The following is a 23,761-nucleotide window of genomic DNA, read 5'->3' on the forward strand; positions in this document are numbered from 1 at the left end:
TTCACCCCCTTATTTCGCTTCACGGTGCGGACAGAGCATCATGCAGATATTGTGGTAAGGCGAAGGCCGCCGTATGGATTGCCGGATTGTAGTAACGGCAGGTCAGGTTGGCTTTGTGAAAGCGCGCCTGAATGATTTCGCTGGAAAGATGGCGCAGCGCCTCGTTGTCGCTCGCCCAGGCAAAGGTCATGATCCCGCCGTAATAGGTCGGAATCGCCGCCTGGTAGAAGCTGACGTCGCGAAAATAGTGGCTCAGCTTACGATGACTGCCCACCGCTTCATCCTGCTGCAGGAAGCAGACGCCGTTCTGCGCAACGAAAATCCCTCCCGGATTCAGGCAGCGTTTGCAGCCTTCATAAAAAGCCGAGGTGAAGAGGCTTTCCCCAGGGCCAATAGGGTCGGTACAGTCCGAAATGATCACATCAAACGTTTGCGTCGTCTGGTTAACAAAATTGACGCCATCATCAATTACCAGCGTAAAGCGCGGATCGTCATAGGCGCCGGCGCTATGGTTGGGCAGGTGCTGGCGGCAGAATGAGACCACCCCGGCGTCGATTTCCACCATGGTGATGCTTTCGATGCTGCGATGACGAGAGACTTCGCGCAGCATCGCGCCATCGCCGCCGCCGATGATCAGGACATGCTTGGCGTTGCCGTGAGCCAGCAGCGGCACGTGGGTCATCATTTCGTGATAGATAAACTCATCGCGTTCGGTGGTCTGCACGACGCCATCCAGCGCCATTACCCGGCCAAAGGCGCGGTTGTCAAAGATGATCAGATCCTGATGATCGGTTTTTTCGTGGTACAGCACGTTATCAACGCTAAAGTACTGACCAAAATGGTCATGCAGCGTTTCATGCCACAGTGGATTATCGGCCACGGTGAGGCTCCTCCTTCGTTAACATCTGTTACACCCGTAAAACGAGTGCAACATCATAGACAACTATAGATGAGGATGCACGGCGGTTATTGCAGCAATGCGGCAGGAATAACAGCACCGCCCGGAGAGGGCGGTGGGGAGACAGGGCTATTTTGCCGGCGCGGGTTGGCTATCCACTATCCGCACGGAATAGACCATGGTGGCGCCTGGGGGGATCTTCGGTGGCAACCCTTTACTGCCATAGGCTTTGTCGGGCGGGACGACCAGCGTCACGGAGCCGTGGTTCTGCAGGCGCTTCAGCGGCCCGCGAAATACCGGGGGATAGGCATCCAGTTTCTGGGTAAGCGCCTGATCTTTCGTCTCCATATCATTGATCACCGTTCCGTCCGTCAGCATCTCTTTGATCACCACGGTCACCAGATCGTTGCCGCTAATTTTTCCTTTACCCGGGTAATCGATACGGCTGTAGACGCCCTCTTTGAAGACCACACCTTTTTTGCGCGCAAATGCCTGCTGGTATTTCTGACCGGCGCTGATGTTTTTCTGCTCGATTTTATTCAGGTTCTGGAAAACCTGCTGTGAAATGTCAAACAGCGCTTTGTTACGCTCCTGTTCGCCGAGGCGAAGCTGGCCGCTGAAGGCATCCTCGATGCCCTGCAGCACCAGGTCGGCGTCGACGTTAACCCCCTGAGTGCGACGAGTCGTGAGGACATTAAGCGCCTCTGTACCCATCGAGGCGCCGATGGCGTAAGCCTGCTGTTCACCTGGCGCGCTGAGTTTGGCGGCGGTTTTGCCGGTGGTATTTCTCGGCGGGACCGTCAGCTGCGTCCGCAGCAGCTGGATTTCATCCTCTTTCATCCGCAGCTGGGCGTTATCTTTGTCCGCCTGCAGGCGATAGGCCGCCACTATGGCCGCCATCTCGGGAGGCTCATCTTTTGCCGCCACGGCGGCATCGGCGCGGCTCGATGGCGCTTTTTCCACCGCGGCGAGCCGGTTAGCCAGCAACTGCTTATCGGCGTTAAGGGCTTTGACCTGGTCGAGGGCGGTCTGCTGCGTCTTCTCTGCCGCGGCGAGCCGGTTAGCCAGCGACTGCTTATCGGCGTTAAGGGCTTTAACCTGGTCGAGGGCGGTCTGCTGCGTCTTCTCTGCCGCGGCGAGCCGGTTAGCCAGCGACTGCTTATCGGCGTTAAGGGCTTTGACCTGGTCGAGGGCGGTCTGCTGCGTCTTCTCTGCCGCGGCGAGTCGGTTTGTCAGCGACTGCTTATCGGCGTTAAGGGCTTTGACTTGCTCGAGGGCGGTCTGCTGCGTCTTCTCTGCCGCGGCGAGCCGGTTTGTCAGCGACTGCTTATCGGCGTTAAGGGCTTTGACCTGGTCGAGAGCGGTCTGCTTCTCTTTTTCCATCACGGCCAGCCGGGTGGTTAACGACTGCTTGTCGGCGGCGAGGGCTTTTGCGTGGTCAGGAGCGGCCTGCTGCGCTTTTTCCATCGCAGCCAACCGGGTAGCGAGCGTCTGTTTATCCGTATTCAGAGCGGTGAGGATGGCGCTGAGCCGTTTATTTTCAGCTTCGGCTTGCTGAAGCTGTGACGTTAATTGTTGGATCTGCTGCAGCGCGGCGGCCTGACTTTGCTGCAGAATAGAATTCTGGGCTGTGCTTTCTTTTTTTATTAACGCCTCATTTTTCGCGGTGGCGGCGGTTAAGGCGACCTGTAATTCTTTTATTTTGTTATTTAATGCCGCTTGCTCATTCGCGATGGAGGTTTCGGTGGCCGGAGTGTTAGCAAGCTGTTTTTTTAATTGCTGAATAGTTTTATCTTTTTGCTCAATGGTCGCCTGCTGGCTGGCGATTCTTTTTTGCAATTGTGCGGTATTAGGCGTCTTTTTTTTATTATCCGCATTTTGACGACCGCCTGACGTTTGCTTTGCGGTTGCAGTATCGCTTTTTTCATGCGCCTGGGTTTGCTGCTGGGCGTAGTCAAGAAACGCCGGCGCGGCGCCGGCGAAGAACGGTGTTGAAAGCGCCAGCGCCGCGACGAGCATCAGCAGGGGCGCGTTGAGGGTCAGCGTGGCGGCTCTGTTCATGGCTGTTTGCTTTCACCCCGCTGTACCAGGCTATCGATCAGCGTTTTCTGGATATCGGCGCATAGTTTGATGGATTTAAACTGATACATGGAGTCAATGCCAAGCCGGGTGGGATCCGCCACTTTCTCGCGCACGCTGTTGTATTGTGATGCCGCACGCACTAAGGCATTGAAGTCATTGCTAAGTTTGGTTGCCTGCTGTGGGTTAACCTCTTTTAGCGAGTCCAGCGCCTGTCGGCAGGATTCAATACGCGCTTGTTCGCTAGCCGCGCGCTCCTGTTCTGCCTGCTGCTGTGACGTTAGCGGAGTGGTGAGCGGTTTTACCTGCTGGCGAGAGGCGGTATTGCTACAGCCGGCTAATAACATAGCGGCGAGTGGAATAATACGAAGAGTCAGCGAGATATTCACAATTTCAGTCCATGAAGTAGATATATTTTCAACGGATTCTAAAAGGCTGTTTTTTATTTTGCAATATATCATTAGGGATATTTTATTGTTTTTTTTCTGGAAAGGCTGTTAGTGCGGGTTTAATTTATTTATTGGATTTATGTATTGCGATATATATAAGGTTTATTTTATATAAAATAATAATGGTAAATATTAGAGGCGGGTGAGGAGGGGAAAAGCGCGGCGCGTTGCCGCCCGCGCGGGAAATTATTTGACGTAAGCCAGCAGGCTAAGTGAATCGCGGGCCAGCGCTTTACATTTTTTCGCCGTCGGAAGGTTAATGCCGCTGAGATCGCGATAGCTGTCTTCGCCAAGCGCTTTCATGTTGTAGCTGTCGTAGTTGCTCAGGTCCCACTGGTTCTGTTGGGCAAAGAACACCAGGGCGCGCCGGATCTGCGTGTTGGGCAGGTTCTGGTAGCCACAGTCGTTTTTCAGAAACACAAAAACCGCGGTTAAATCAGCCATGTCTTCCGCTTCGGATTCGCTGAGCGCGTAGCTGTTGGCGGAGAGAGTAAGCAGGCTGCCGAGTACCATTGTTCTGAAAAGCGTCTTCATTTTTTCTACCGTTAGATCACCGACGCTTCAAATTAGCATACTTCTTTACACAGCGCCGATCTTTATTCTCACTCTTCTGCTTGACCTTCCCGTTACGGTAGGGTTTAAGCTCAAATATTCGCCCGCAGAATAAAAGGATGTGAATATGCAACGTCGAGACTTCCTCAAACTGACCGCCGCGGTCAGCATGGCCAGCGCGTTACCGCTTTGGAGCCGTGCGGTCTTTGCAGCCAGTCGCCCGGCCCTGCCGGTACCGTCGCTGTTGACGGCCGATGCGCGCAACCGTATCGCGCTGACCATCCAGGCGGGCAAAACGCAGTTTGGCGCGATGAACGCCACCACCTGGGGGTATAACGGCTCGCTGCTGGGGCCCGCGCTGCAGCTGACGCAGGGGAAGACCATCACGGTGGACATTACTAACCAGCTGGCAGAAGAGACCACGCTGCACTGGCATGGTCTGGAGGTCCCGGGCGAGGTCGACGGGGGACCGCAGGGGGTTATCGCCCCGGGCTCCACTCGGACGGTGAGCTTCTCGCCAACGCAACGGGCGGCCACCTGCTGGTTTCACCCCCATCAGCACGGGACCACCGGTCGGCAGGTGGCGATGGGGCTGGCGGGGCTGGTGCTGATCGAGGATGAAGAGAGCGGACGCCTGCTGTTGCCGAAGCAGTGGGGAATCGATGATGTACCGGTTATCGTACAGGACAAGAAGTTTACCGCCGCTGGCGAAATTGATTATCAGCTGGATGTCATGAGCGCCGCCGTCGGCTGGTTTGGCGATACGCTGTTGACCAATGGCGCTCTCTATCCTGAACATGCCGCCCCGCGCGGCTGGCTACGTCTGCGCTTGCTGAACGGCTGTAATGCCCGTTCCCTCAATTTTGCGACCAGTGATAAGCGCCCGCTGTACGTGGTGGCCAGCGACGGCGGTCTGCTGGCGGAGCCGGTGAAGGTCAATGAACTGCCGGTCTTGATGGGGGAGCGTTTTGAGGTGCTGGTGGACACCAGCGACGGTAAACCTTTTGATCTGGTGACCCTGCCGGTGAGCCAGATGGGCATGGCCATTGCGCCTTTCGATAAACCACAGCCGGTACTGCGCGTCCAGCCGCTGGTTATTCCTGCCTCCGGTAAGCTGCTGGATACCCTGGCCGCTCTGCCGGCGCTACCGTCCCTGACGGGGCTGACGCAGCGTCAGCTCCAGCTGTCGATGGATCCGATGCTTGACAGGATGGGCATGCAGGCGCTGATGGAGAAATATGGCGATCAGGCGATGGCCGGAATGGATCACGGCATGATGGGGCACGGCGGGATGGGCGACATGGGGAGTATGCACCACGGCGACATGAGCAACATGAACCACGGGTCCGGCATGAATCATGGTATGTCGTCGGCTAAGGGGTTTGATTTCCATAACGCCAACCGCATCAACGGCAAAGCCTTCGACATGAATGTGCCGATGTTTGCCGCCGCCAGAGGAGAGTATGAACGCTGGGTCATCTCCGGCAAGGGCGACATGATGCTGCATCCGTTCCACATTCACGGCACCCAGTTCCGCATCCTTAGCGAAAACGGCAAGCCGCCAGCGGCGCATCGTAGCGGCTGGAAAGACACCGTTCGTGTGGAAGGGGACGTGAGTGAAGTATTAGTGAAGTTTGATCATCCGGCGCCGAAGGAGTTTGCCTATATGGCCCACTGCCACCTGCTGGAACATGAAGACACCGGGATGATGTTGGGGTTCACGGTTTAGGGCGGTATAGCCCTGGCGCGTGGAAATAGGGGATCAAGACAAAAAAAACGGCAACTTTCGTTGCCGTTTTGCGTTTTATTTCGCCTCATCCGGGAGCGCATAGGCGACGATATAATCGCCCATTTTTGTGCCGAACGAGCCGTGACCGCCGGCAGAGATGACAACATACTGTTTGCCATTCACTTCGTAAGTCATCGGAGTCGCCTGGCCGCCGGCTGGCAGACGGGCTTCCCACAGTTTCTCACCATTGCTCATATTGTACGCGCGCAGGTAGTTATCCGCGGTCGCGCCGATGAACAGGACGTTACCCGCCGTGGAGATTGGCCCACCCAGCATCGGCATACCCATGGTGAACGGCAGTTTAACCGGCATCGGGAACGGCAGGCTATCCTGCGGAGTACCGATACGTTTTTTCCATACCACTTCGTTGGTTTTTAGATCCAGCGCGGAGATATAGCCCCATGCCGGCTGTTTGCACGGCAGGCCGAACGGCGACAGGAACGGGTTCAGGGTGACGCCGTAAGGGACACCGTACTGCGGCTGCACGCCGGACTCGGTGCCTGAACCTTTCGCATCTTTCGGCGGTTCCATTGGGTTGCCCGGGCCGCGTGGGATCAGTTTAGAGACGAACGGCAGCGCCATTGGGTTGGCGATAGCCACCTGACGGTTCGGATCGACGGAGATGCCGCCCCATTCAAACATCCCCAGGTTACCCGGGAAGACGAGGGTACCCTGCTCAGACGGCGGGGTAAAGATACCTTCATAGCGCATCTGGTGGAAAATCACGCGGCACACCAGCTGGTCGAACATGGTGGCGCCCCACATGTCCGCGCCGGTCAGATCTTTCTTCGGACGGAAGCTCAGATCGGAGAAGGGCTGGGTTTTGGCCACATAATCGCCTTTGGCGGCGCCCTGCGGGACCGGTTTTTCCGGGGCCGGGACCACCAGCTCGCCGTTACGACGATCCAGCACGAAGATGTTGCCGGTTTTCGCCGGAGCATAGATGACCGGCACGGTTTTGCCATTGACTTCAATGTCAGCCAGCGTCGGCTGAGAAGGCATGTCCATATCCCACAGGTCGTGGTGGACGGTCTGGTAGCTCCAGGCCAGTTTACCGGTGGTGGCGTTCAGCGCGACAATCGAGCTGGCATAGCGCTCTTGCTCCGGCGTGCGGTTGCCGCCCCAGATATCCGGAGTGGTCACGCCCATCGGCAGATAGACCAGATCCAGTTTGGCGTCGTAGGCGGCAGGCGCCCAGGAGTTCGGTGAGTTGAGCGTGAAGTGATGCTCATCGCTTGGGATGGCGTTCGGATCTTTCGCGCCTGGATCGAAGGCCCACAGCAGTTTCCCGGTATTCACATCAAAACCGCGGATCACGCCTGACGGCTCACGGGTAGAGAAGTTATCGGTGACTGCGCCGGCAATCACGATGGTCTTATCGGTGATAATCGGCGGGGAAGTGGGTTCATACATGCCCGGCGTGGTCACTGGCATATTGGTCTGCAGGTTGAGAATACCTTTGTTGGCAAAGGTTTCGCACAGCTTACCGTTGTCGGCGTTTACTGCGAACAGGCGACCATCGTTCACCGGCAGGATAATGCGGCGCGGACAGTCGGCCACGACGTCAGCAGGGGCGTTATCCGCTTTCGCTTCGTGATACGAGACACCGCGGCAGGTGACGTGCTGGAATGACGGGTCGGCGTTCAGCTGCGGGTCAAAATGCCATTTCTCTTTACCGGTGGCGGCGTCAAGCGCGAACAGGCGCTGATGGGCGGTACACAGGAAGAGCGTGTCGCCGACTTTAATCGGTGTCACTTCGTTAGTGATTTCACCCGGATCGTTCGGCTGTTTCAGGTCGCCGGTGCGGAACACCCAGGCTTCCTTCAGGTTCTTCACGTTGTCGGCGTTAATCTGCTTCAGCGGGGAGAAGCGCTGACCTTCCTGGTTGCGGCCATAGGCCGGCCAGTCGCCGTCGGCAACGGTGGAGATCGGCGCGGCCGGGGTGGCGTCGGCGCTCAGGGTGCCGTTGATCTCCTGCGGGTCGTTAAAACCAGCCCAGGTCAGCATGCCGCCGCTGATCAGCAGGGCGACGACCAGCGCGCCTACGGCGCCAGCGGAAGGCACCGGCAGACGACGCCAGACAAAAGGCAGGATCAGCCAGATACCAAAGAAGACGAGGATGTCGCTACGCGGCGTCAGCGCCCAGAAGTCGAAGCCGACTTCCCAGACGCCCCAGATCATGGTCGCCAGCAGCAGTGCGGCGTACAGCCACAGCGCAGCGCGCTTGCCGCGCAGCAGCATCACGGTCACGCCCAGCATCACCAGACCGGCGATGGGGTAGTACCAGGAGCCGCCAAGCACGACCAGCCATGCTCCGCCGATTAAAAGATAGAGGCCGCAGAACGCTGCAAATAGCGCAGTCAGCGTCACCAGGAGCCTTGATTGTTGAGACTTTGTTTCAGCCATAGAAAGTTACTCATGTGTTTGTTAATTTTTTAACTGCAATTAATTATAGGATTTAACAAGTGTGATCGGAATCACAAATATGGCTTTATTAATCCCTGCACCGCAGATTTCTTTTTGCTGGTATACTGGATGGCTTGCCGGTCATCGTCGGGGCGAAAGCAGCGGCTTTGATGATTTATATTTAGAATCAAATGGTTAGTCTTATGAAACATACTGTAGAAGTGATGATCCCGGAATCCGAGATCAAAGCGCGCATCGCGGAACTGGGTCGTCAAATCAACGAACATTATCAGGACAGCGGCAGCGAAATGGTGCTGGTGGGGCTGCTGCGCGGCTCGTTTATGTTCATGGCCGACCTGTGCCGTGAAGTGCAGGTGCCGCATGAAGTCGATTTTATGACCGCCTCGAGCTACGGCAGCGGCATGTCCACCACCCGTGATGTGAAAATCCTCAAAGATCTGGACGAAGACATCCGTGGTAAAGACGTACTGATCGTGGAAGACATCATCGACTCCGGCAATACCCTGTCTAAAGTGCGTGAGATCCTCAGCCTGCGCGAGCCGAAGTCGCTGGCCATTTGTACGCTGCTGGATAAACCAAGCCGCCGTGAAGTGAATGTCCCGGTTGAGTTCGTCGGTTTCGCCATTCCGGACGAGTTCGTGGTGGGCTACGGTATCGACTACGCTCAGCGCTACCGCCATCTGCCGTATATCGGCAAAGTCACCCTGCTGGACGAGTAAGGGAATATTCCACTCAGGCGCGCGCCGCTCGCGCCTGAGCGGCTAAGTCTGAAGGCTATTTGTGGTTGATGTGCTTGATCTTGAGGTTGGAGATCCCGTGGCGATAGCGCTGTTCGAGGGTTTCCCGGCTCACGGCGGTCACATCCAGATCGCGCAGCAGTCCGTCGTGAATGCCGTATGCCCAGCCGTGGATGGTGACTTTCTGTCCGCGCTTCCACGCCGATTGCATAATCGTCGAATGTCCCAGGTTGTATACCTGCTCCATCACGTTCAGTTCACAAAGAGTATCCAGACGGCGCTCCTCCGGCATTTCCCCCAGCAGCGAGCTGTGTTTAAACCAGATATCGCGGATATGCAGCAGCCAGTTGTCGATGAGCCCCAGCTCCGGGTTCTCCACCGCCGCCTGCACGCCGCCGCAGCCGTAGTGGCCGCAGATAATGATGTGCTCAACTTCAAGGACATCGACGGCATACTGTACCACCGACAGGCAGTTGAGGTCGGTGTGGATCACCAGATTCGCCACGTTACGATGCACAAACAGTTCGCCTGGCTCCAGGCCGGTGAGTCGCTCAGCGGGAACGCGGCTGTCAGAACAGCCAATCCACAGGAAGCGCGGTTTCTGCGTTTGCGACAGTTTCTCAAAAAAGCCGGGGTCCTCTTCCACCAGCATTTTTGACCATAGTGCATTGTTGCTGATGAGTGTATCTATATCATTCATGGACGTTATCGGCCTGTAACCAAGTAAGTGCGTTGCGCTAATATAGGGTAAGCTCACCTTTTTTAAAACCATCTTAACCCGTGATACTTCAGGCTGCAGATGCGCTGGCCGCGCGAGTACAGCGCAAACGTCAGTCAGGCGGGTTAATGACGTGTCATGACACGAGAAGAGATATTTAATGACCATTGCTCTGGAATTAAAACAGCTCAAAAAAACCTACCCCGGCGGGGTTCAGGCACTGCGGGGAATCGACCTGCAGGTTGAAGCGGGGGATTTCTATGCCCTGCTGGGCCCGAACGGGGCGGGAAAATCCACGACGATCGGCATCATCAGCTCGCTGGTGAACAAAACCTCCGGTCAGGTCAATGTCTTTGGCTACGATCTGGAGAAAGATGTCGTCAACGCCAAGCGCCAGCTTGGCCTGGTGCCGCAGGAGTTTAACTTTAACCCGTTCGAGACCGTGCAGCAGATCGTCGTTAACCAGGCGGGCTACTACGGCGTTGAGCGTAAAGAAGCCATCGCCCGCAGCGAAAAGTACTTAAAACAGCTCGATCTGTGGGAAAAACGCAGTGAACGCGCGCGGATGCTCTCCGGCGGGATGAAGCGCCGCCTGATGATCGCTCGCGCGTTGATGCATGAGCCGAAGCTGCTGATCCTCGACGAGCCGACCGCCGGCGTCGATATCGAACTCCGCCGCTCGATGTGGGGCTTCCTCAAGGATCTCAACGATCGCGGAACCACCATTATTCTGACCACCCACTATCTCGAAGAGGCCGAAATGTTGTGCCGCAACATCGGCATCATCCAGCACGGTACCCTGGTGGAAAACACCTCGATGAAAGCGCTGCTGTCGAAGCTGAAGTCAGAGACCTTTATTCTCGACCTCGCGCCAAAAAGCCCGGTGCCGAAGCTCGAGGGCTACCAGTATCAGCTGGTCGATACCTCGACGCTGGAAGTGGAGGTCCTGCGCGAGCAGGGGATTAACAGCGTCTTCGCGCAGCTGAGCGCCCAGGGGGTGCAGGTACTGAGTATGCGTAACAAAGCCAACCGTCTGGAAGAGCTGTTTGTCACCCTGGTGCATGAGCGAAAAGGAGAGTCAGCATGATGCAGCTTTATTGGGTCGCGCTGAAAAGCATCTGGACCAAAGAGATCCACCGTTTTATGCGCATCTGGGTGCAGACGCTGGTGCCGCCGGTGATCACCATGACCCTGTACTTCGTGATTTTCGGCAACCTGATCGGCTCGCGCATCGGCGAGATGCATGGCTTTACCTATATGCAGTTTATCGTGCCGGGCCTGATCATGATGGCGGTGATCACCAACGCTTACGCCAACGTCGCCTCGTCGTTCTTCAGCGCCAAGTTTCAGCGCAACATTGAGGAGCTGCTGGTGGCACCGGTGCCGACGCACGTGATTATCGCCGGCTATGTGGGCGGCGGGGTGGCGCGCGGGCTGTGCGTGGGCATCCTGGTGACCGCGGTGTCGCTGTTCTTTGTGCCGTTCCAGGTTCACTCCTGGCTGTTTGTCGCCCTGACGCTGCTCCTTACCGCGGTGCTGTTCTCGCTGGCCGGGCTGCTGAACGCGGTGTTTGCCAAGACCTTCGATGACATCAGCCTGATCCCGACCTTTGTGCTGACGCCGCTGACCTATCTCGGCGGGGTGTTCTACTCGCTGACCCTGCTGCCGCCGTTCTGGCAGGGGCTGTCGCATCTGAACCCCATCGTCTACATGATCAGCGGTTTCCGCTTCGGCTTCCTCGGTATCAACGATGTGCCGCTGGTGACCACCTTTGCGGTGCTGGTGGTCTTCATCGTCGCCTTCTATCTCCTCTGCTGGTCGTTAATCCAGCGCGGCCGCGGCCTGCGTAGCTGATACTCATCACGGTTAGCGCTTCCGGACGCCAATACGCGAAGCGCTAACCGCTTATCTTTGACCGCCATCACCGATACGCCATCTTCCCCTTGCTACATTGTTGGCTGGCTAAGGAGGGAAGCATGCTTGGTTGGGTCATTACCTGCCACGATGAGCTGGCGCAGGAGATGCTGGATCGTCTTGAACAAAAATTTGGTCCACTGGCCCAGTGCCGGGCGGTCAATTACTGGCGCAATCTCAGCAGCAATATGTTGAGCCGGATGATGTGCGATGCGCTGCATGCCACCGACTCCGGGGACGGGGTCATTTTCCTTACCGACAGAACCGGCGCGGCGCCTTATCGGGCCGCGGCGCTGATGAGCCACAAACATACCCACTGCGAAGTGATCTCCGGCGTCAGCTATTCATTACTTGAGCGAATGTATCTGCTGCGGAATACGTTAAGCAGCGAGGCGTTTCGCCAGGCTATCGTCAGCGCGGGCGGTCCGATGGTGAGCAGCCTGTGGCATCAGCAGCAGAAGAACCCCCCGTTCCGGTTGCGTCATGATACCTTTGGAAATTAAGCAGCGGGACAGATGCCGCTTTTGTTACAATAACCGCCGTTGATGGTTTACCGGTTTGATGCGCATGCTTGCCCGATTTTTTACTCTGCTTCTTTTACTGACCTCACTCAGCGCCTCCGCCAGTCTGCTTAGCCAGCAGGGCAAGCCTGTGCGCTATATGCAAACCACCGAAGACGCGGTTATCTGGGCGCAGGTGGGGAACCATGTGGTCAGCGTCGGCAATGTGCGTGCCGGGCAAATCCTCGCGGTTGTCCCGACGGCGGCTGATTACTATGAGTTTCGCTTCGGCTTCGGCACCGGGTTTATTGACAAGGGCCATCTGGAGCCAGTGCAGGGTAAGCAGCGGGTGGAGGACCGTCTTGGGGATCTCAATAAGCCGCTGAGTAACCAGAATTTACTCACCTGGAAAGATACGCCGCTCTATGACGCTCCCTCTGTGAGCAGCGCGCCGTTCGGCACGCTGGCCAATAATCTGCGCTATCCGATCCTCAGCAAGCTGAAGGACCGGCTCAATCAGACCTGGTTTCAGATCCGCATTGGCGACCGGCTGGCGTGGGTCAGCAGTCTGGATGCGCAGGAGGATAACGGGATCCCCGTGCTGACCTATCACCATATTCTGCGTGACGAAGAGAACACCCGTTTCCGCCATACCTCGACCACCACCTCGGTACGCGCCTTTAATAACCAGATGACCTGGCTGCGGGATCAGGGTTATACCACGCTGACCCTCTATCAGCTGGAAGGCTACGTGCGCAATAAAATCAACCTTCCGGCGCGGGCAGTCGCCATCACCTTCGATGACGGCTTGAAATCGGTAAATCGCTACGCCTATCCGGTGCTGAAACAGTATGGCTTCCACGCCACCGCCTTTATTATTTCATCGCGTATTAAGCGTCATCCGCAGCAATGGGATCCGAAATCGCTGCAGTTCATGAGCATTTCTGAGCTCCGGCAGATCCAGGACGTCTTTGACATTCAGTCGCATACCCACTTTCTCCACCGGGTGGACGCCAGCCGGCGGCCGATCTTATTCAGCCGCAACTACCATAATATTCTGTTTGATTTTGCCCGCTCGCGCCGGGCGCTGAGCCAGTTTAATCCACATGTGCTCTACCTTTCCTATCCCTTCGGCGGGTATAACGCCACGGCGGTGCAGGCGGCGAATGACGCCGGGTTTCATATGGCGGTGACGACGGTGCGTGGGAAGGTGAAGCCGGGGGACAATCCGTTTCTGCTAAAGCGGTTATATATCTTACGCACGGATTCGCTGGAGACGATGTCGCGGCTGATCAGTAACCAGCCGCAGGGGTAAACTTCGGCGCTGCGCCTGAGCGCGGCGCCGTGGTCATCAGGCGACCTGCACCGGAATCGCTTTTGCCTGGCGCTTCATTTCGTTGTCGCCTTCGAAGTAGGCGATGTTGGGCTGCCAGCGGCGCGCCTCTTCGTCAGACATGGTGACGAAGCTGGCGATGATCAGGATATCGCCGACGCTGGCGCAGTGCGCGGCGGCGCCGTTAACGGAGATGATTCTGGAGCCCCGTTCGGCGGCAATGGCGTAGGTGGAGAAACGGTTGCCGTTGGTGACGTTCCAGAGGTGAATGGTTTCATTCTCCAGAATACCGGCCGCATCCAGGAAGTCCTGGTCAATGGCGCAGGAACCTTCATAGTGGAGGTCAGCCTGCGTCACTTTTACGCGGTGGAGCTTGCCCTGCAGCATATTACGCATCATAACTTCTACCCTATAACCTTAATGTAGCAGAGCGGACACGACGTCCGCCCTGAGAAAAGCCCGGGCAAGTATTGCCCGATTTTTACCCGCTGTCTACTGACCGAGCGTGACGATCTGGTTGTCGATCAGGCGGGCCTGACCGAGCCAGGCGGCCATCAGGATCACCGCGCGCTGGCTGGCGTCGGTCAGTTCAAGCAGGGTGTCGGCATCGCGGATCTGAATGTCGTCGGCGCGGAAACCTTTCTCGTTCAGCTCCTGTTCGGCGATAGCGATGATCTCGTCGAGCTGACGGTCGCCGGCGGCCAGTTTTTCCGCCACCGCGCTCAGCACTTTATACAGGCCGGGAGCGATTTTGCGCTGGTCGGTGGTCAGGTAGCCGTTACGCGAGCTTAGCGCCAGGCCATCCTTGGCGCGGACGATCGGCACGCCGATAATATCGATATCGTAGCCCATGTCGGCAACCATCTTGCGGATCAGCGCCAGCTGCTGGAAGTCTTTCTCGCCAAAGCAGGCGACGTCAGGCTGAACCAGGTTAAACAGCTTACTGACGATGGTCGATACGCCGCGGAAATGGCCCGGGCGGCTGGCGCCTTCCAGCATGGTGGACAGGCCGGGGACGTCGACGTAGGTCTGGCCTTCGGTGCCCTGCGGGTAGACTTCCGCCGGCGTCGGCGCGAAGACAAAATCGACATGACGCTTGTTCAGCTTTTCACAATCATCCTGTAGGGTGCGCGGGTAGCGCGCCAGGTCATCGGCGCGGTCAAACTGCATCGGATTGACGAAAATACTGACCACCACCACGTCCGCGCTGGCTTTGGCTTCATCAACCAGCTTCATATGACCATCATGCAGGTTGCCCATCGTCGGGACCAGCGCGATACGCTTGCCTTCCTGACGCAGACGGCGGATATGCTGACGCAGCAGCAGCACGGATTCTATAATCAGCACAACAAGACTCCTTAATGGAAACTGTGTTCTTCGCCCGGATAGACCCCGGATTCGACTTCGGCAATATACTGCCGCACCGCGGCGCGGATGTCGCCCGCCTCGGCAAGGAAATTCTTGGCAAATTTCGGAATGTGGCCGCCGGTAATGCCGAAAGCGTCATGCATCACCAGGATCTGCCCATCGGTGACGTTGCCCGCGCCGATGCCGATCACCGGAATGGTCAGGGCTTCGGTGATGCGTTTCGCCAGGGCGACCGGGACACACTCCAGCACCAGCAGTTGCGCGCCTGCCGCTTCCAGCGCTAACGCGTCTTCAAACAGGGTCTGCGCCGCATCGCCGCGTCCCTGCACTTTATAGCCACCGAAGACGTTCACCGACTGCGGCGTCAGGCCGAGATGGCCGCAAACCGGCACCGCGCGTTCCGCCAGCATCTTCACGGTCTCGGCCAGCCAGGCGCCGCCTTCGAGTTTGACCATATTGGCGCCAGCGCGCATCACGACGGCGGCATTTTCGAAGGCCTGCTCCGGCGTGGCGTAGGCCATAAACGGCAGGTCGGCGAGCAGCAGGCTGTTCGGCGCGCCGCGGCGGACGGCGCGGGTGTGATAGGCGATATCTTCTACGGTGACCGGCAGGGTGGAGTCGTGACCCTGCACCGTCATTCCCAGCGAGTCGCCCACCAGCAGCACATTAATGCCTTCATCGGCGAACAGCTTCGCGAAGCTATGGTCGTAGGCGGTAATGGTGGCAAAGCGCTTCTTTTCCTGTTTGCATTTCTGCAGCAGGGCAATGGTGGTCGGTTTCATAACATTTCCTGATGATGAAAGTCATATTAACCGGCATTCTAACAGCAGCATTCAGAGGGGCAATGATTTTGGGCAACCGATTACGACGATCGCCGCAAATGCTAAAAAAGGAGAGGGAATTACCAGATAGCGGGCTTTGCCGCGCCGAGATCATCCAGCACGGCGCGCAGCGCCATGCCGTCAGGAAAGTGGAGGTCCGGGGCGATCTCGAACAGCGGCCAGAGCATAAAGCCGCGGTTTCTCATATCGTAGTGCGGAACGGTCAGGCGCTCGCTGTTAATGAGCGCATCGCCAAACAGCATAATGTCGAGATCGAGGGTGCGCGGCCCCCAGCGTTCGGCTTTGCGCACCCGACCCTGCTGCAGCTCAATGCGCTGGGTGTGATCGAGCAGCGCCTCAGGGGACAGCGTGGTTTCCAGCGCGACGGCGGCGTTGAGATAGTCTGGCTGATCCTGCGGGCCCAGCGGCGGCGTGCGGTAGAACGAAGAGACGTTCACCACGCGGCTGTGCGGAATTTCGCCCAGGGCGTGGATAGCCGCCTGCACCTGCGCCAGTGGCGAAGCGAGGTTACTGCCGAGGGCGATATAGGCCAGGGTCATGCGTTACCCTGGCGTGGCGCGCGCTTGCGCGGACGGCGGTGGCGACGGCGTGGCGCCGGATCGTCCCCGAGGTCGTTGAGCATATCTTTTTGCGCCGGCGGCGCGGCGACCTGGAATTCGCCCCACCATTTGGTCAGACGCTGCAGTTCGCCGTTGTTTTCAGCGCCAGCGCGTAGCTCCAGCAGATCGTAGGCGGCGCGGAATTTCGGATGCTCCATCAGCTTCCAGGCGCGTTTGCCCTGGCGACGGGACATGCGCAGCTGCAGCTGCCAGATATCGCGGATCAGGGTGGTGATGCGCTTAGGGATCGCCAGCGTACGGCAGGCTTCGTCCAGTACGTCGTTCATCGCCAGGGCGAAGGCGTCATAGTACGCCAGACCGCTCTCCTGGGCGATTTTCTGCGCCGTCTCCAGCAGCGGATACCAGAACATCACTGCGAACAGGAAGGCCGGATTGACGCGCATGTCGTTACGAATGCGGGTATCGGTGTTCTTCAGCACCTGGTTGATGATCCGCTCCATCGGGCTATCGCCGCGCTCGGTAAAGTAGCGGGTGATGGTCGGGAACAGCGGCTGGAACAGGTTGTATTCCCGCAGCAGCAGGTAGGTCTGATAGCCATGCCCGGCCTGCAGCAGCTTGAGCACTTCTTCGAACAGGCGCGCCGGCGGCACGTCGTGGAGCAGGGCGGCCAGCCGCGGCAGCGGTTCGGCCGTTTCCGGACTGATGGTCATATCCAGCTTGGCGGCGAAGCGCACCGCGCGCAGCATGCGTACCGGATCCTCGCGATAGCGGGTTTCCGGATTGCCGATCAGGCGGATCACGCCGTCCTGCAGATCCTTCATGCCGCCGACGTAGTCGCGAACGGTAAAGTCCGCCACGCTGTAATAGAGGCTGTTGATGGTGAAGTCGCGACGCTGGGCGTCCTCTTCGATCGAGCCGAAGATATTATCACGCAGCAGCATGCCGTTCTGGCCCCGCTGGGAGGTGACGCGATCGGTAGTGTGTCCTTCGTGATGGCCACGGAAGGTAGCGACCTCAATGATTTCCGGCCCGAACATGACGTGCGCGAGGCGGAAACGGCGCCCGACCAGACGGCAGTTGCGGAACAGCTTACGCACCTGATCCGGCGTGGCGTTGGTCGTGACGTCAAAATCTTTTGGCTTTTTGCCAAGCAGCAGGTCGCGGACGCCGCCGCCGACCAGCCAGGACTCGTAGCCCGCCTTGTTGAGGCGGTACATGACCTTGAGGGCGTTTTCACTGATATCTTTGCGGGAAATAGCATGCTGCTCACGCGGGATCACCGTCATAGGCGTTGGTTCGACGGCGGCTTCTGCCTCGCGCTCCTCACGGCTTAGCACCTTACGGCAAAAATTAGCGACTCGGGTAAAAATGGTGCACCTCGTAGTGTCAGACGGACTTCAGATCAACTGTACAGTGTAAAAATAGCGGCTAATCATAGCTCAGCGGGAGCCATTTGAGAATGCTCGATTTTCGCCGGCTGCCAGTTGGCGACGGCCTGGGCGAGTAAATCATCGATGCTCAGGGCCTGCCACTCCCCGGCGATCTCCTGATTCAGAAAGCGGAGCGCCCGGACGATTTCGGGGCGCGGATCGCCTTCCGGCAGCGCCGGCGCGTGGTTTTGTTTAGAGAGCTTATTGCCGTCGGCATTGAGGGCCAGCGGCAGATGGAGGTAGTCCGGTGCCTGCCAGCCAAAATGCTGATACAGCGAAATCTGCCGCACCGTCGGCTCAATCAGATCGGCGCCGCGGACGATCTCGGTGATCCCCTGAAAGTGGTCATCGACCACCACCGCCAGGTTGTAGGCAAACAGTCCATCGCGACGGTGGATAATAAAATCTTCTCGCGCCAGCGGCTCGTTGGCGACCAGCGTGCCGCGCAGGCGGTCGGTGAACTGCAGAACCGGACGGGTCTGGCGCAGACGCAGCGCGGCGTTTTCCGCCCCCAGCCCAAGGTCGCGGCAGTGACCATCATAGATCCCGCCTACGGCGTGGATACGCGCGCGGGTGCAGGTGCAGTAGTAGCTCAGCCCTTGCTCGCTCAGCCAGGCCAGCGCCTCGCGGTAGGCTTCGTGCCGTTGCGACTGCCAGAGCACCTCGCCGTCCCAGTGCAGACCATAGTGGTCGAGCTGGCGCAGGATGGTGTCGGCGGCCCCGGTGACTTCGCGCGGCGGGTCGATATCTTCAATACGAACGCGCCAGATACCCTGGTTCGCGCGGGCCTGCAGGTAGCTGCCGAGCGCGGCGATCAGAGAGCCGAAGTGGAGTTCGCCGGAGGGGGAGGGAGCAAAGCGCCCTATATAGCGTGAGTCAGTCATGGTACGGACAACAGAACCAGGCGGGAGAGACTCCCGCCAGAGAGTGAGGCAGCAGGGGATTAGCCCGCCATCTGTTTTTCGCGAATTTCCGCCAGGGTTTTGCAGTCAATGCACAGATCCGCTGTCGGACGCGCTTCCAGACGGCGAATGCCGATCTCCACGCCGCAGGATTCGCAGTAGCCGAAGTCTTCGTCTTCAACTTTTTTCAGCGTTTTCTCGATCTTTTTGATCAGTTTACGTTCGCGGTCGCGGTTACGCAGCTCCAGGCTGAACTCTTCTTCCTGGGCGGCACGGTCTACCGGGTCCGGGAAGTTAGCAGCTTCATCCTGCATGTGCGATACGGTGCGATCCACTTCATCCCTGAGTTGATTACGCCATGCTTCAAGAATACGCTTGAAGTGCGCCAGCTGGGCTTCGTTCATATACTCTTCGCCCGGTTTCTCTTGGTACGGCTCCACCCCAGCGATGGCGAGAATACTCAGGGACGATGTTTTACGGTTTTGCCCTTCTTGCATGTTGCTTCTCCTTAACACGCACTATCGATCCCCATGTGGGGGAAAATCAGGCCGCTATAAATAGCAGATGCTTTTCCGGATAGCAATTATCTAAACGTTACACTTGACAACCCTGTGAAGAAAAGCGTATTCGCGCTTGCGACCCGAACACTATTTAGCCACTTATTTACCGGGGTTTAACACCACGGCGATCGGCTTATTCAGAGTCATCCTCGTCGTAGAAAGTTCCGCTTTCCAGGCGAGAATTTCCACCCCCTTGTCGCGGGCTTCTGTTAACAGCTGTGCGTATCTGGCATCAATATGATGCGCGGGAGAGAAACGGTCAATTGCCGAATGCAGGACGGCAAATAAAATCACCGCGCGGTCGCCATTTGCCGCGACGGCCATCAGCTCCCGCAGGTGCTTCTGTCCGCGCATAGTCACCGCATCAGGAAAATAACCGTATTCTTTCTCCGCCAACGTAACCGATTTCACTTCAATATAGCAGTTTTGGCGATCATCTGCCTGTAACATAATATCGATACGGCTATTCTCAGCGCCATATTTCACTTCGCTTTTCAGCTGGTTATAGCCTGAAAGTTCAGGGATTATTCCGGCGGAAATTGCTTCTTTCGCCAGCGTATTCGCGCGCAGCGTGTTGACGCAAATAACGGCGCCCTGCTGCGTTTCAGTTAATTCCCAGGTATGGGCATATTTGCGCTTCGCATTGTCAGAAGTGGAATACCAGACGGTGTCGCCCGGGACGGCGCAGCCGGTCATGGCACCGGTATTTGGGCAGTGGAGCGTCAATTCGCGGCCATCGGGGGTCACCACGTCGGCAAGAAAACGTTTGTAACGTTTAAGCAAAATGGCGGGTTGCAACGGCGGATCAAACTGCATCAATTTTCCTTATCAAACGGATAATGTTCCAGCGCCGTGTAGCGCGTGCGCCCGCGGCTAAAGCTGGATTCATAGAGCACGAACTCGTTCACCGGAAACGTCCAGCGAAAGCCGGGCGGCGGGATCGGCACCGCCTGACGGGCATCGCGCCACAGGGTAATGTGCGGATGAAACGGCTGCGGACTCTGATAGCAGCCGCTGCGCGCCGCCTGAGCGCGCAGCATACTGGCAAGCTGCAGCAGGCCGCGCGGTGGCTGACGGGTCCCGAGCCAGACCACCCGCGAACGCAGCCACTGTCCGGCATCGTCCAGCGTCAGGGTAAAGCCCGGCTGCTGGAGGCGGCCGGCGAGGGCAGACAGCGCCCGCTGTTTTTCCGCGCTCACCTCGCCGAGAAACGCCAGCGTCAGATGAAGGTTATCCGCCGCGACGGGCCTGCCGGCATCCTCAGGGAAGTGCGTTGCCCGCCACTGAACAATCTGTTTGCGGACGGCAGGCGGCAGTTCAATCGCAAAAAACAGCCTTTTCGGCTCAGACATGATAGAGACTCGGTAATGAATTAGGGGGATGCTACAATGCGAGCCCCTGAATGTTAACCCCCGGAGCCTTTTGTGTCCTCATTGCCGGTTGCCGCCGTCCTCCCAGAACTGTTATCCGCCCTGCAGCATGCGCCGCAGGTTTTGCTCAACGCGCCGACCGGCGCCGGGAAGTCGACCTGGCTGCCGCTGCAGATCCTCGCTGAGGGTAACATCGCGGGACGCATTATCCTGCTGGAGCCTAGGCGTCTGGCGGCGCGCAATGTCGCGCAGCGGCTGGCTGAACTGCTCGGCGAAAAGCCAGGGGAGACCGTGGGTTACCGCATGCGTGCCGAAACCTGCGTCGGGCCACAGACCCGCCTGGAGGTGGTCACGGAGGGGATCCTGACGCGCATGATCCAGCGCGATCCCGAGCTGACGGGCGTGGGGCTGGTGATCCTCGATGAGTTTCACGAGCGCAGCCTGCAGGCGGATCTGGCGCTGGCCCTGCTGCTTGATGTCCAGCAGGGGTTACGTGACGATCTCAAACTGCTCATCATGTCGGCGACCCTTGATAACGATCGCCTGCAGCGTCTGCTGCCTGAGGCGCCGGTGGTGGTCTCGGAGGGGCGCGCTTATCCGGTGGAGCGTCGCTTCAGCCCGCTCTCCGCGCACCAGCGTTTTGATGAGGCGGTGGCGATAGCGGCGGCGGAGCTCCTGCGGCATGAACAGGGATCGATGCTGCTGTTTCTGCCCGGCGTCGGCGAGATCCAGCGCGTTCAGGAACAGCTGACGGAGCGCGTGGCGGAGGATGTCATCCTCTGCCCGCTGTATGGCGCTTTGCCCCTAAGCGAGCAGCGCAAAGCGATCCTCCCGGCGCCGGCCGGGAAGCGCAAAGTGGTGCTGGCCACCAACATTGCTGAGACCAGTTTAACCATCGAGGGCATCCGCCTGGTGGTCGACACCGCCCAGGAGCGTGTTGCCCGCTTTGACCCGCGCACCGGCCTGACCCGGCTGGTGACGCAGCGCATCAGCCAGGCATCGATGACCCAGCGCGCCGGACGCGCCGGTCGTCTCTCCCCGGGGATCTGCCTGCATTTGCTCGGCAAAGAACAGGCCGAACGAGCGGCGGCGCAGAGCGAACCGGAGATCCTGCACAGCGATCTGTCGGCGCTGTTGCTGGAGCTGCTGCAGTGGGGTTGCCACGATCCGGCCGCGCTGGCCTGGCTGGATCAGCCGCCGGCGGTGAACCTGGCCGCCGCGCGCCGCCTGCTGGAGGCGCTCTCGGCGCTGGACGGCGAGCGGCTGTCGGCGTTTGGCCGCAAAATGGCCACCCTCGGCAACGAGCCCCGGCTGGCGGCGATGCTGGCCGCTGCGCAGACCGATGACGAGGTGGCGACGGCGGCCAGGCTGGCGGCGATCCTTGAGGAGCCGCCGCGCGGCGGGCTGGTGGATTTGGGCGCCGTCTTTTCCCGTCAGCAGGCCAACTGGCAGCAGCGGGCGCAGCAGCTGATGAAGCGTCTGGCCTGCCGCAGCGGCCAGCCCGACGCGGGACGAATGGCTGCGCTCCTGGCGTCGGCCTTCGCCGACCGCATCGCCCGCCGCCGCGGTCAGGAGGGACGCTATCAGCTGGCGAACGGTATGGGCGCGATGCTGGACGCCGACGACGCGCTGGGCCGCCATGAGTGGCTGATCGCTCCGCTGCTGCTGCAGGGCAGCGCCTCACCGGATGCCCGCATGCTGCTGGCTCTGCCGGTGGATATCGGCGAGCTGATCGCCGCCCGTCCCGAGCTGGCGCAGCGTTCCGACACGGTGGAGTGGGATGAAGCGCAGGGGACGCTGAAAGCCTGGCGGCGGACGGTGACGGGCCAGCTGGTGATTAAGACCCAGCCGCTGGCGAAGCCCTCTGAGGCGGAGCTGCATCAGGCGATGCTCAACGGGATTCGTGAGAAAGGCCTCGGTGTGCTCAACTGGACGCCAGAGGCCGAGCAGCTGCGGCTGCGGCTGCAGTGTGCGGCGCAATGGCTGCCGGAAGAGGCGTGGCCCGCGGTGGATGACGCTTCGCTGCTGGCCTCGCTGGAGGCATGGCTGCTGCCGCAGATGAACGGCGTTCACTCGCTGCGGGCGCTGAAGGCGCTGGATCTGCGGCAGGCGCTCCAGGACTGGCTGCCGTGGCCGCTGCGCCAGAAGCTGGATCGCGAGCTGCCGACGCACTATACCGTGCCGACCGGCAGCCGTCTGGCTATCCGTTACCATGCGGAGAACCCGCCGGCGCTGGCGGTGCGTATGCAGGAGATGTTCGGCGAGGCCACGACGCCGGTTATCGCCGAGGGGCGAGTGCCACTGGTGCTGGAGCTGCTGTCGCCCGCTCAGCGTCCGTTGCAGATCACGCGCGATCTCAGCGCCTTCTGGCAGGGGAGCTACCGTGAGGTACAGAAAGAGATGAAGGGACGCTATCCGAAACACGTCTGGCCGGACGATCCGGCCAACGCCGCCCCGACCCGGCGCAGCAAAAAATATTCGTAGCCCCAGGCGCCGGGCGGCATTCTGCCCGGCCAGTCGAACCACTCACGCTAGACCATCTGCTGCCAGAGAAAAACGCCCCCTCCCGCCAGCGCCAGCCAGGGGCCGAAGGCCAGCGGCTGCTGCAGCGACTGCCGGGTCCACAGGCGCTGCAGCAGGGTCCACGTCAGCCCGCTGGCCGAGGCGAACAACAGCACCTGCGGCAGAGCCTGCCAGCCGCACCAGGCGCCCAGCGCCGCCAGCAGCTTAAAATCGCCATAGCCCAGAGCCTCTTTGCCGGTCAGCAGGCGGAACAGCCAATAGACCGACCACAGTGCCAGATAACCAGCCATCGCCCCGGCGACCGCGTCCGGCAGCGCAATGTACACCTCGTTAAGATTAAACAGCAGTCCGGCCCACAGCAGGGGCAGGGTCAGGCGATCGGGCAGCAGCTGGGTCCGGGCATCAATCCGCGCCAGTATCAGCAGAAAGGAGAGCAGCACCAGGCCGCCCGCCAGCGCCAGTCCCGGTGCGAGCAGCGCCCCCGCGAGGATAAACAGCAGGCCGGTGGTCAGCTCGGTCAGCGGATAGCTCCACGAGATGCGCGCCTGACAGCAGCGGGCGCGACGGCCTAGCCAGAGGAAGCTGAGCAGCGGGATATTGTCCCGCCAGGCGATCGGCTGGCGACACTGCGGACAGGATGAGCCCGGCGTGCTGAGGGTTAGCGGCTCGTCGTCCGCGGTCTGGGCCAGCATGCGCGGCAGACGGTAGATCACCACGTTGTAAAAGCTGCCCAGCGCCAGGCCGAACAGCAGCAGAAAGCCATACCAGACAAGGGGGAAATGCAGCGATAATGCGGCTAATGTCGTCATT

The 23,761-nt window shown here is 59.1% G+C and carries 24 protein-coding genes; 8 read left to right on the plus strand and 16 right to left on the minus strand.

Annotated features, from left to right (window positions below):
- Positions 1 to 19: 19 nt before the first annotated feature.
- From speE to CE636_RS19430, 4 genes are all read right to left on the minus strand, one after another.
- Positions 20 to 880: a polyamine aminopropyltransferase gene (gene speE, locus CE636_RS19415; protein ID WP_017901167.1), complete on the minus strand. Its 861-nt coding sequence runs from the start codon at positions 878 to 880 to the stop codon at positions 20 to 22.
- 147 nt (positions 881 to 1,027) lie between these two features.
- Positions 1,028 to 2,281 (minus strand): FKBP-type peptidyl-prolyl cis-trans isomerase N-terminal domain-containing protein, encoded by a 1,254-nt coding sequence (locus CE636_RS28845; RefSeq protein WP_164852394.1) that lies wholly within the window; start codon positions 2,279 to 2,281, stop codon positions 1,028 to 1,030.
- A gap of 674 nt (positions 2,282 to 2,955) precedes the next feature.
- On the minus strand, positions 2,956 to 3,366 hold the full coding sequence (locus CE636_RS19425; RefSeq protein ID WP_004204380.1) for a hypothetical protein: 411 nt from the start codon (positions 3,364 to 3,366) through the stop codon (positions 2,956 to 2,958).
- A 246-nt stretch (positions 3,367 to 3,612) separates the two neighbouring features.
- Positions 3,613 to 3,960 carry a YacC family pilotin-like protein gene (locus CE636_RS19430; protein ID WP_004204381.1) on the minus strand — a complete coding sequence of 116 codons (348 nt, stop codon included), beginning with the start codon at positions 3,958 to 3,960 and terminating at the stop codon, positions 3,613 to 3,615.
- A 145-nt stretch (positions 3,961 to 4,105) separates the two neighbouring features.
- On the opposite strand from CE636_RS19430, the gene cueO reads away from it, so the two are divergent.
- A complete protein-coding gene (gene cueO / locus CE636_RS19435; RefSeq protein ID WP_017901164.1) occupies positions 4,106 to 5,707 on the plus strand; it encodes a multicopper oxidase CueO in 1,602 nt (533 codons plus the stop codon).
- 75 nt (positions 5,708 to 5,782) lie between these two features.
- On the opposite strand, the gene CE636_RS19440 is transcribed toward cueO, so the two are convergent.
- On the minus strand, positions 5,783 to 8,173 hold the full coding sequence (locus CE636_RS19440; protein ID WP_004204383.1) for a glucose/quinate/shikimate family membrane-bound PQQ-dependent dehydrogenase: 2,391 nt from the start codon (positions 8,171 to 8,173) through the stop codon (positions 5,783 to 5,785).
- A 79-nt stretch (positions 8,174 to 8,252) separates the two neighbouring features.
- On the opposite strand from CE636_RS19440, the gene CE636_RS28855 reads away from it, so the two are divergent.
- On the plus strand, positions 8,253 to 8,372 hold the full coding sequence (locus CE636_RS28855) for a hypothetical protein (protein WP_032426021.1): 120 nt from the start codon (positions 8,253 to 8,255) through the stop codon (positions 8,370 to 8,372).
- Between the two features lie 4 nt (positions 8,373 to 8,376).
- On the plus strand, positions 8,377 to 8,913 hold the full coding sequence (gene hpt / locus CE636_RS19445; protein ID WP_004204384.1) for a hypoxanthine phosphoribosyltransferase: 537 nt from the start codon (positions 8,377 to 8,379) through the stop codon (positions 8,911 to 8,913).
- 55 nt (positions 8,914 to 8,968) lie between these two features.
- Here the strand turns inward: hpt and can are convergent, their stop codons facing one another.
- Positions 8,969 to 9,631, minus strand: coding sequence for a carbonate dehydratase (gene can, locus CE636_RS19450; RefSeq protein WP_004204385.1), 663 nt, complete (start codon positions 9,629 to 9,631; stop codon positions 8,969 to 8,971).
- A gap of 178 nt (positions 9,632 to 9,809) precedes the next feature.
- Here can and CE636_RS19455 point away from each other — a divergent pair, with 178 nt between their 5' ends.
- The 4 genes from CE636_RS19455 (at position 9,810) to CE636_RS19470 (ending at position 13,378) form a co-directional block, all read left to right on the plus strand.
- Positions 9,810 to 10,736, plus strand: coding sequence for an ABC transporter ATP-binding protein (locus tag CE636_RS19455; RefSeq protein ID WP_004204387.1), 927 nt, complete (start codon positions 9,810 to 9,812; stop codon positions 10,734 to 10,736).
- Positions 10,733 to 11,503 carry an ABC transporter permease gene (locus tag CE636_RS19460; protein ID WP_004204389.1) on the plus strand — a complete coding sequence of 257 codons (771 nt, stop codon included), beginning with the start codon at positions 10,733 to 10,735 and terminating at the stop codon, positions 11,501 to 11,503. The genes CE636_RS19455 and CE636_RS19460 overlap by 4 nt, the downstream gene beginning before the upstream one ends.
- A gap of 122 nt (positions 11,504 to 11,625) precedes the next feature.
- Positions 11,626 to 12,066, plus strand: coding sequence for a PTS sugar transporter subunit IIA (locus CE636_RS19465; RefSeq protein ID WP_004204391.1), 441 nt, complete (start codon positions 11,626 to 11,628; stop codon positions 12,064 to 12,066).
- A gap of 58 nt (positions 12,067 to 12,124) precedes the next feature.
- Positions 12,125 to 13,378 (plus strand): polysaccharide deacetylase family protein, encoded by a 1,254-nt coding sequence (locus tag CE636_RS19470; RefSeq protein ID WP_017901163.1) that lies wholly within the window; start codon positions 12,125 to 12,127, stop codon positions 13,376 to 13,378.
- A gap of 36 nt (positions 13,379 to 13,414) precedes the next feature.
- On the opposite strand, the gene panD is transcribed toward CE636_RS19470, so the two are convergent.
- The 9 genes from panD to thpR all read right to left on the minus strand — a co-directional run bounded on the left by panD (position 13,415) and on the right by thpR (position 20,410).
- Positions 13,415 to 13,795, minus strand: a complete 381-nt coding sequence (gene panD / locus CE636_RS19475) for an aspartate 1-decarboxylase (protein ID WP_004204397.1) — start codon at positions 13,793 to 13,795, stop codon at positions 13,415 to 13,417.
- Between the two features lie 93 nt (positions 13,796 to 13,888).
- Positions 13,889 to 14,743, minus strand: a complete 855-nt coding sequence (gene panC, locus CE636_RS19480) for a pantoate--beta-alanine ligase (RefSeq protein WP_017901162.1) — start codon at positions 14,741 to 14,743, stop codon at positions 13,889 to 13,891.
- An 11-nt stretch (positions 14,744 to 14,754) separates the two neighbouring features.
- Positions 14,755 to 15,546 carry a 3-methyl-2-oxobutanoate hydroxymethyltransferase gene (gene panB / locus CE636_RS19485; RefSeq protein ID WP_004204400.1) on the minus strand — a complete coding sequence of 264 codons (792 nt, stop codon included), beginning with the start codon at positions 15,544 to 15,546 and terminating at the stop codon, positions 14,755 to 14,757.
- A gap of 119 nt (positions 15,547 to 15,665) precedes the next feature.
- Positions 15,666 to 16,145 carry a 2-amino-4-hydroxy-6-hydroxymethyldihydropteridine diphosphokinase gene (gene folK, locus CE636_RS19490; protein ID WP_017901161.1) on the minus strand — a complete coding sequence of 160 codons (480 nt, stop codon included), beginning with the start codon at positions 16,143 to 16,145 and terminating at the stop codon, positions 15,666 to 15,668.
- The gene (pcnB, locus tag CE636_RS19495) at positions 16,142 to 17,536 is read right to left on the minus strand and encodes a polynucleotide adenylyltransferase PcnB (RefSeq protein ID WP_071592560.1); all 1,395 of its coding nucleotides are present in this window, start codon (positions 17,534 to 17,536) and stop codon (positions 16,142 to 16,144) included. The genes folK and pcnB overlap by 4 nt, the downstream gene beginning before the upstream one ends.
- A 62-nt stretch (positions 17,537 to 17,598) precedes the next feature.
- Positions 17,599 to 18,480, minus strand: a complete 882-nt coding sequence (gene gluQRS, locus CE636_RS19500) for a tRNA glutamyl-Q(34) synthetase GluQRS (RefSeq protein ID WP_017901159.1) — start codon at positions 18,478 to 18,480, stop codon at positions 17,599 to 17,601.
- Between the two features lie 59 nt (positions 18,481 to 18,539).
- Complete coding sequence (gene dksA / locus CE636_RS19505) at positions 18,540 to 18,995, minus strand: RNA polymerase-binding protein DksA (protein WP_002888845.1); 456 nt, start codon at positions 18,993 to 18,995, stop codon at positions 18,540 to 18,542.
- Positions 18,996 to 19,157: 162 nt separating this feature from the next.
- Positions 19,158 to 19,874, minus strand: coding sequence for a DNA/RNA nuclease SfsA (sfsA, locus tag CE636_RS19510; RefSeq protein WP_004204404.1), 717 nt, complete (start codon positions 19,872 to 19,874; stop codon positions 19,158 to 19,160).
- Positions 19,874 to 20,410: an RNA 2',3'-cyclic phosphodiesterase gene (thpR, locus tag CE636_RS19515; protein ID WP_004204405.1), complete on the minus strand. Its 537-nt coding sequence runs from the start codon at positions 20,408 to 20,410 to the stop codon at positions 19,874 to 19,876. The genes sfsA and thpR overlap by 1 nt, the downstream gene beginning before the upstream one ends.
- 72 nt (positions 20,411 to 20,482) lie before the next feature.
- Here thpR and hrpB point away from each other — a divergent pair, with 72 nt between their 5' ends.
- On the plus strand, positions 20,483 to 22,912 hold the full coding sequence (hrpB, locus tag CE636_RS19520; RefSeq protein ID WP_017901158.1) for an ATP-dependent helicase HrpB: 2,430 nt from the start codon (positions 20,483 to 20,485) through the stop codon (positions 22,910 to 22,912).
- A gap of 47 nt (positions 22,913 to 22,959) precedes the next feature.
- On the opposite strand, the gene CE636_RS19525 is transcribed toward hrpB, so the two are convergent.
- On the minus strand, positions 22,960 to 23,760 hold the full coding sequence (locus tag CE636_RS19525; protein WP_017901157.1) for a prepilin peptidase: 801 nt from the start codon (positions 23,758 to 23,760) through the stop codon (positions 22,960 to 22,962).
- Position 23,761 lies beyond the last annotated feature (1 nt).

The sequence above is a fragment of the Klebsiella sp. LY genome, from assembly GCF_004010915.1.
GTDB classification, from domain to species: Bacteria; Pseudomonadota; Gammaproteobacteria; order Enterobacterales; family Enterobacteriaceae; genus Klebsiella; species Klebsiella quasipneumoniae.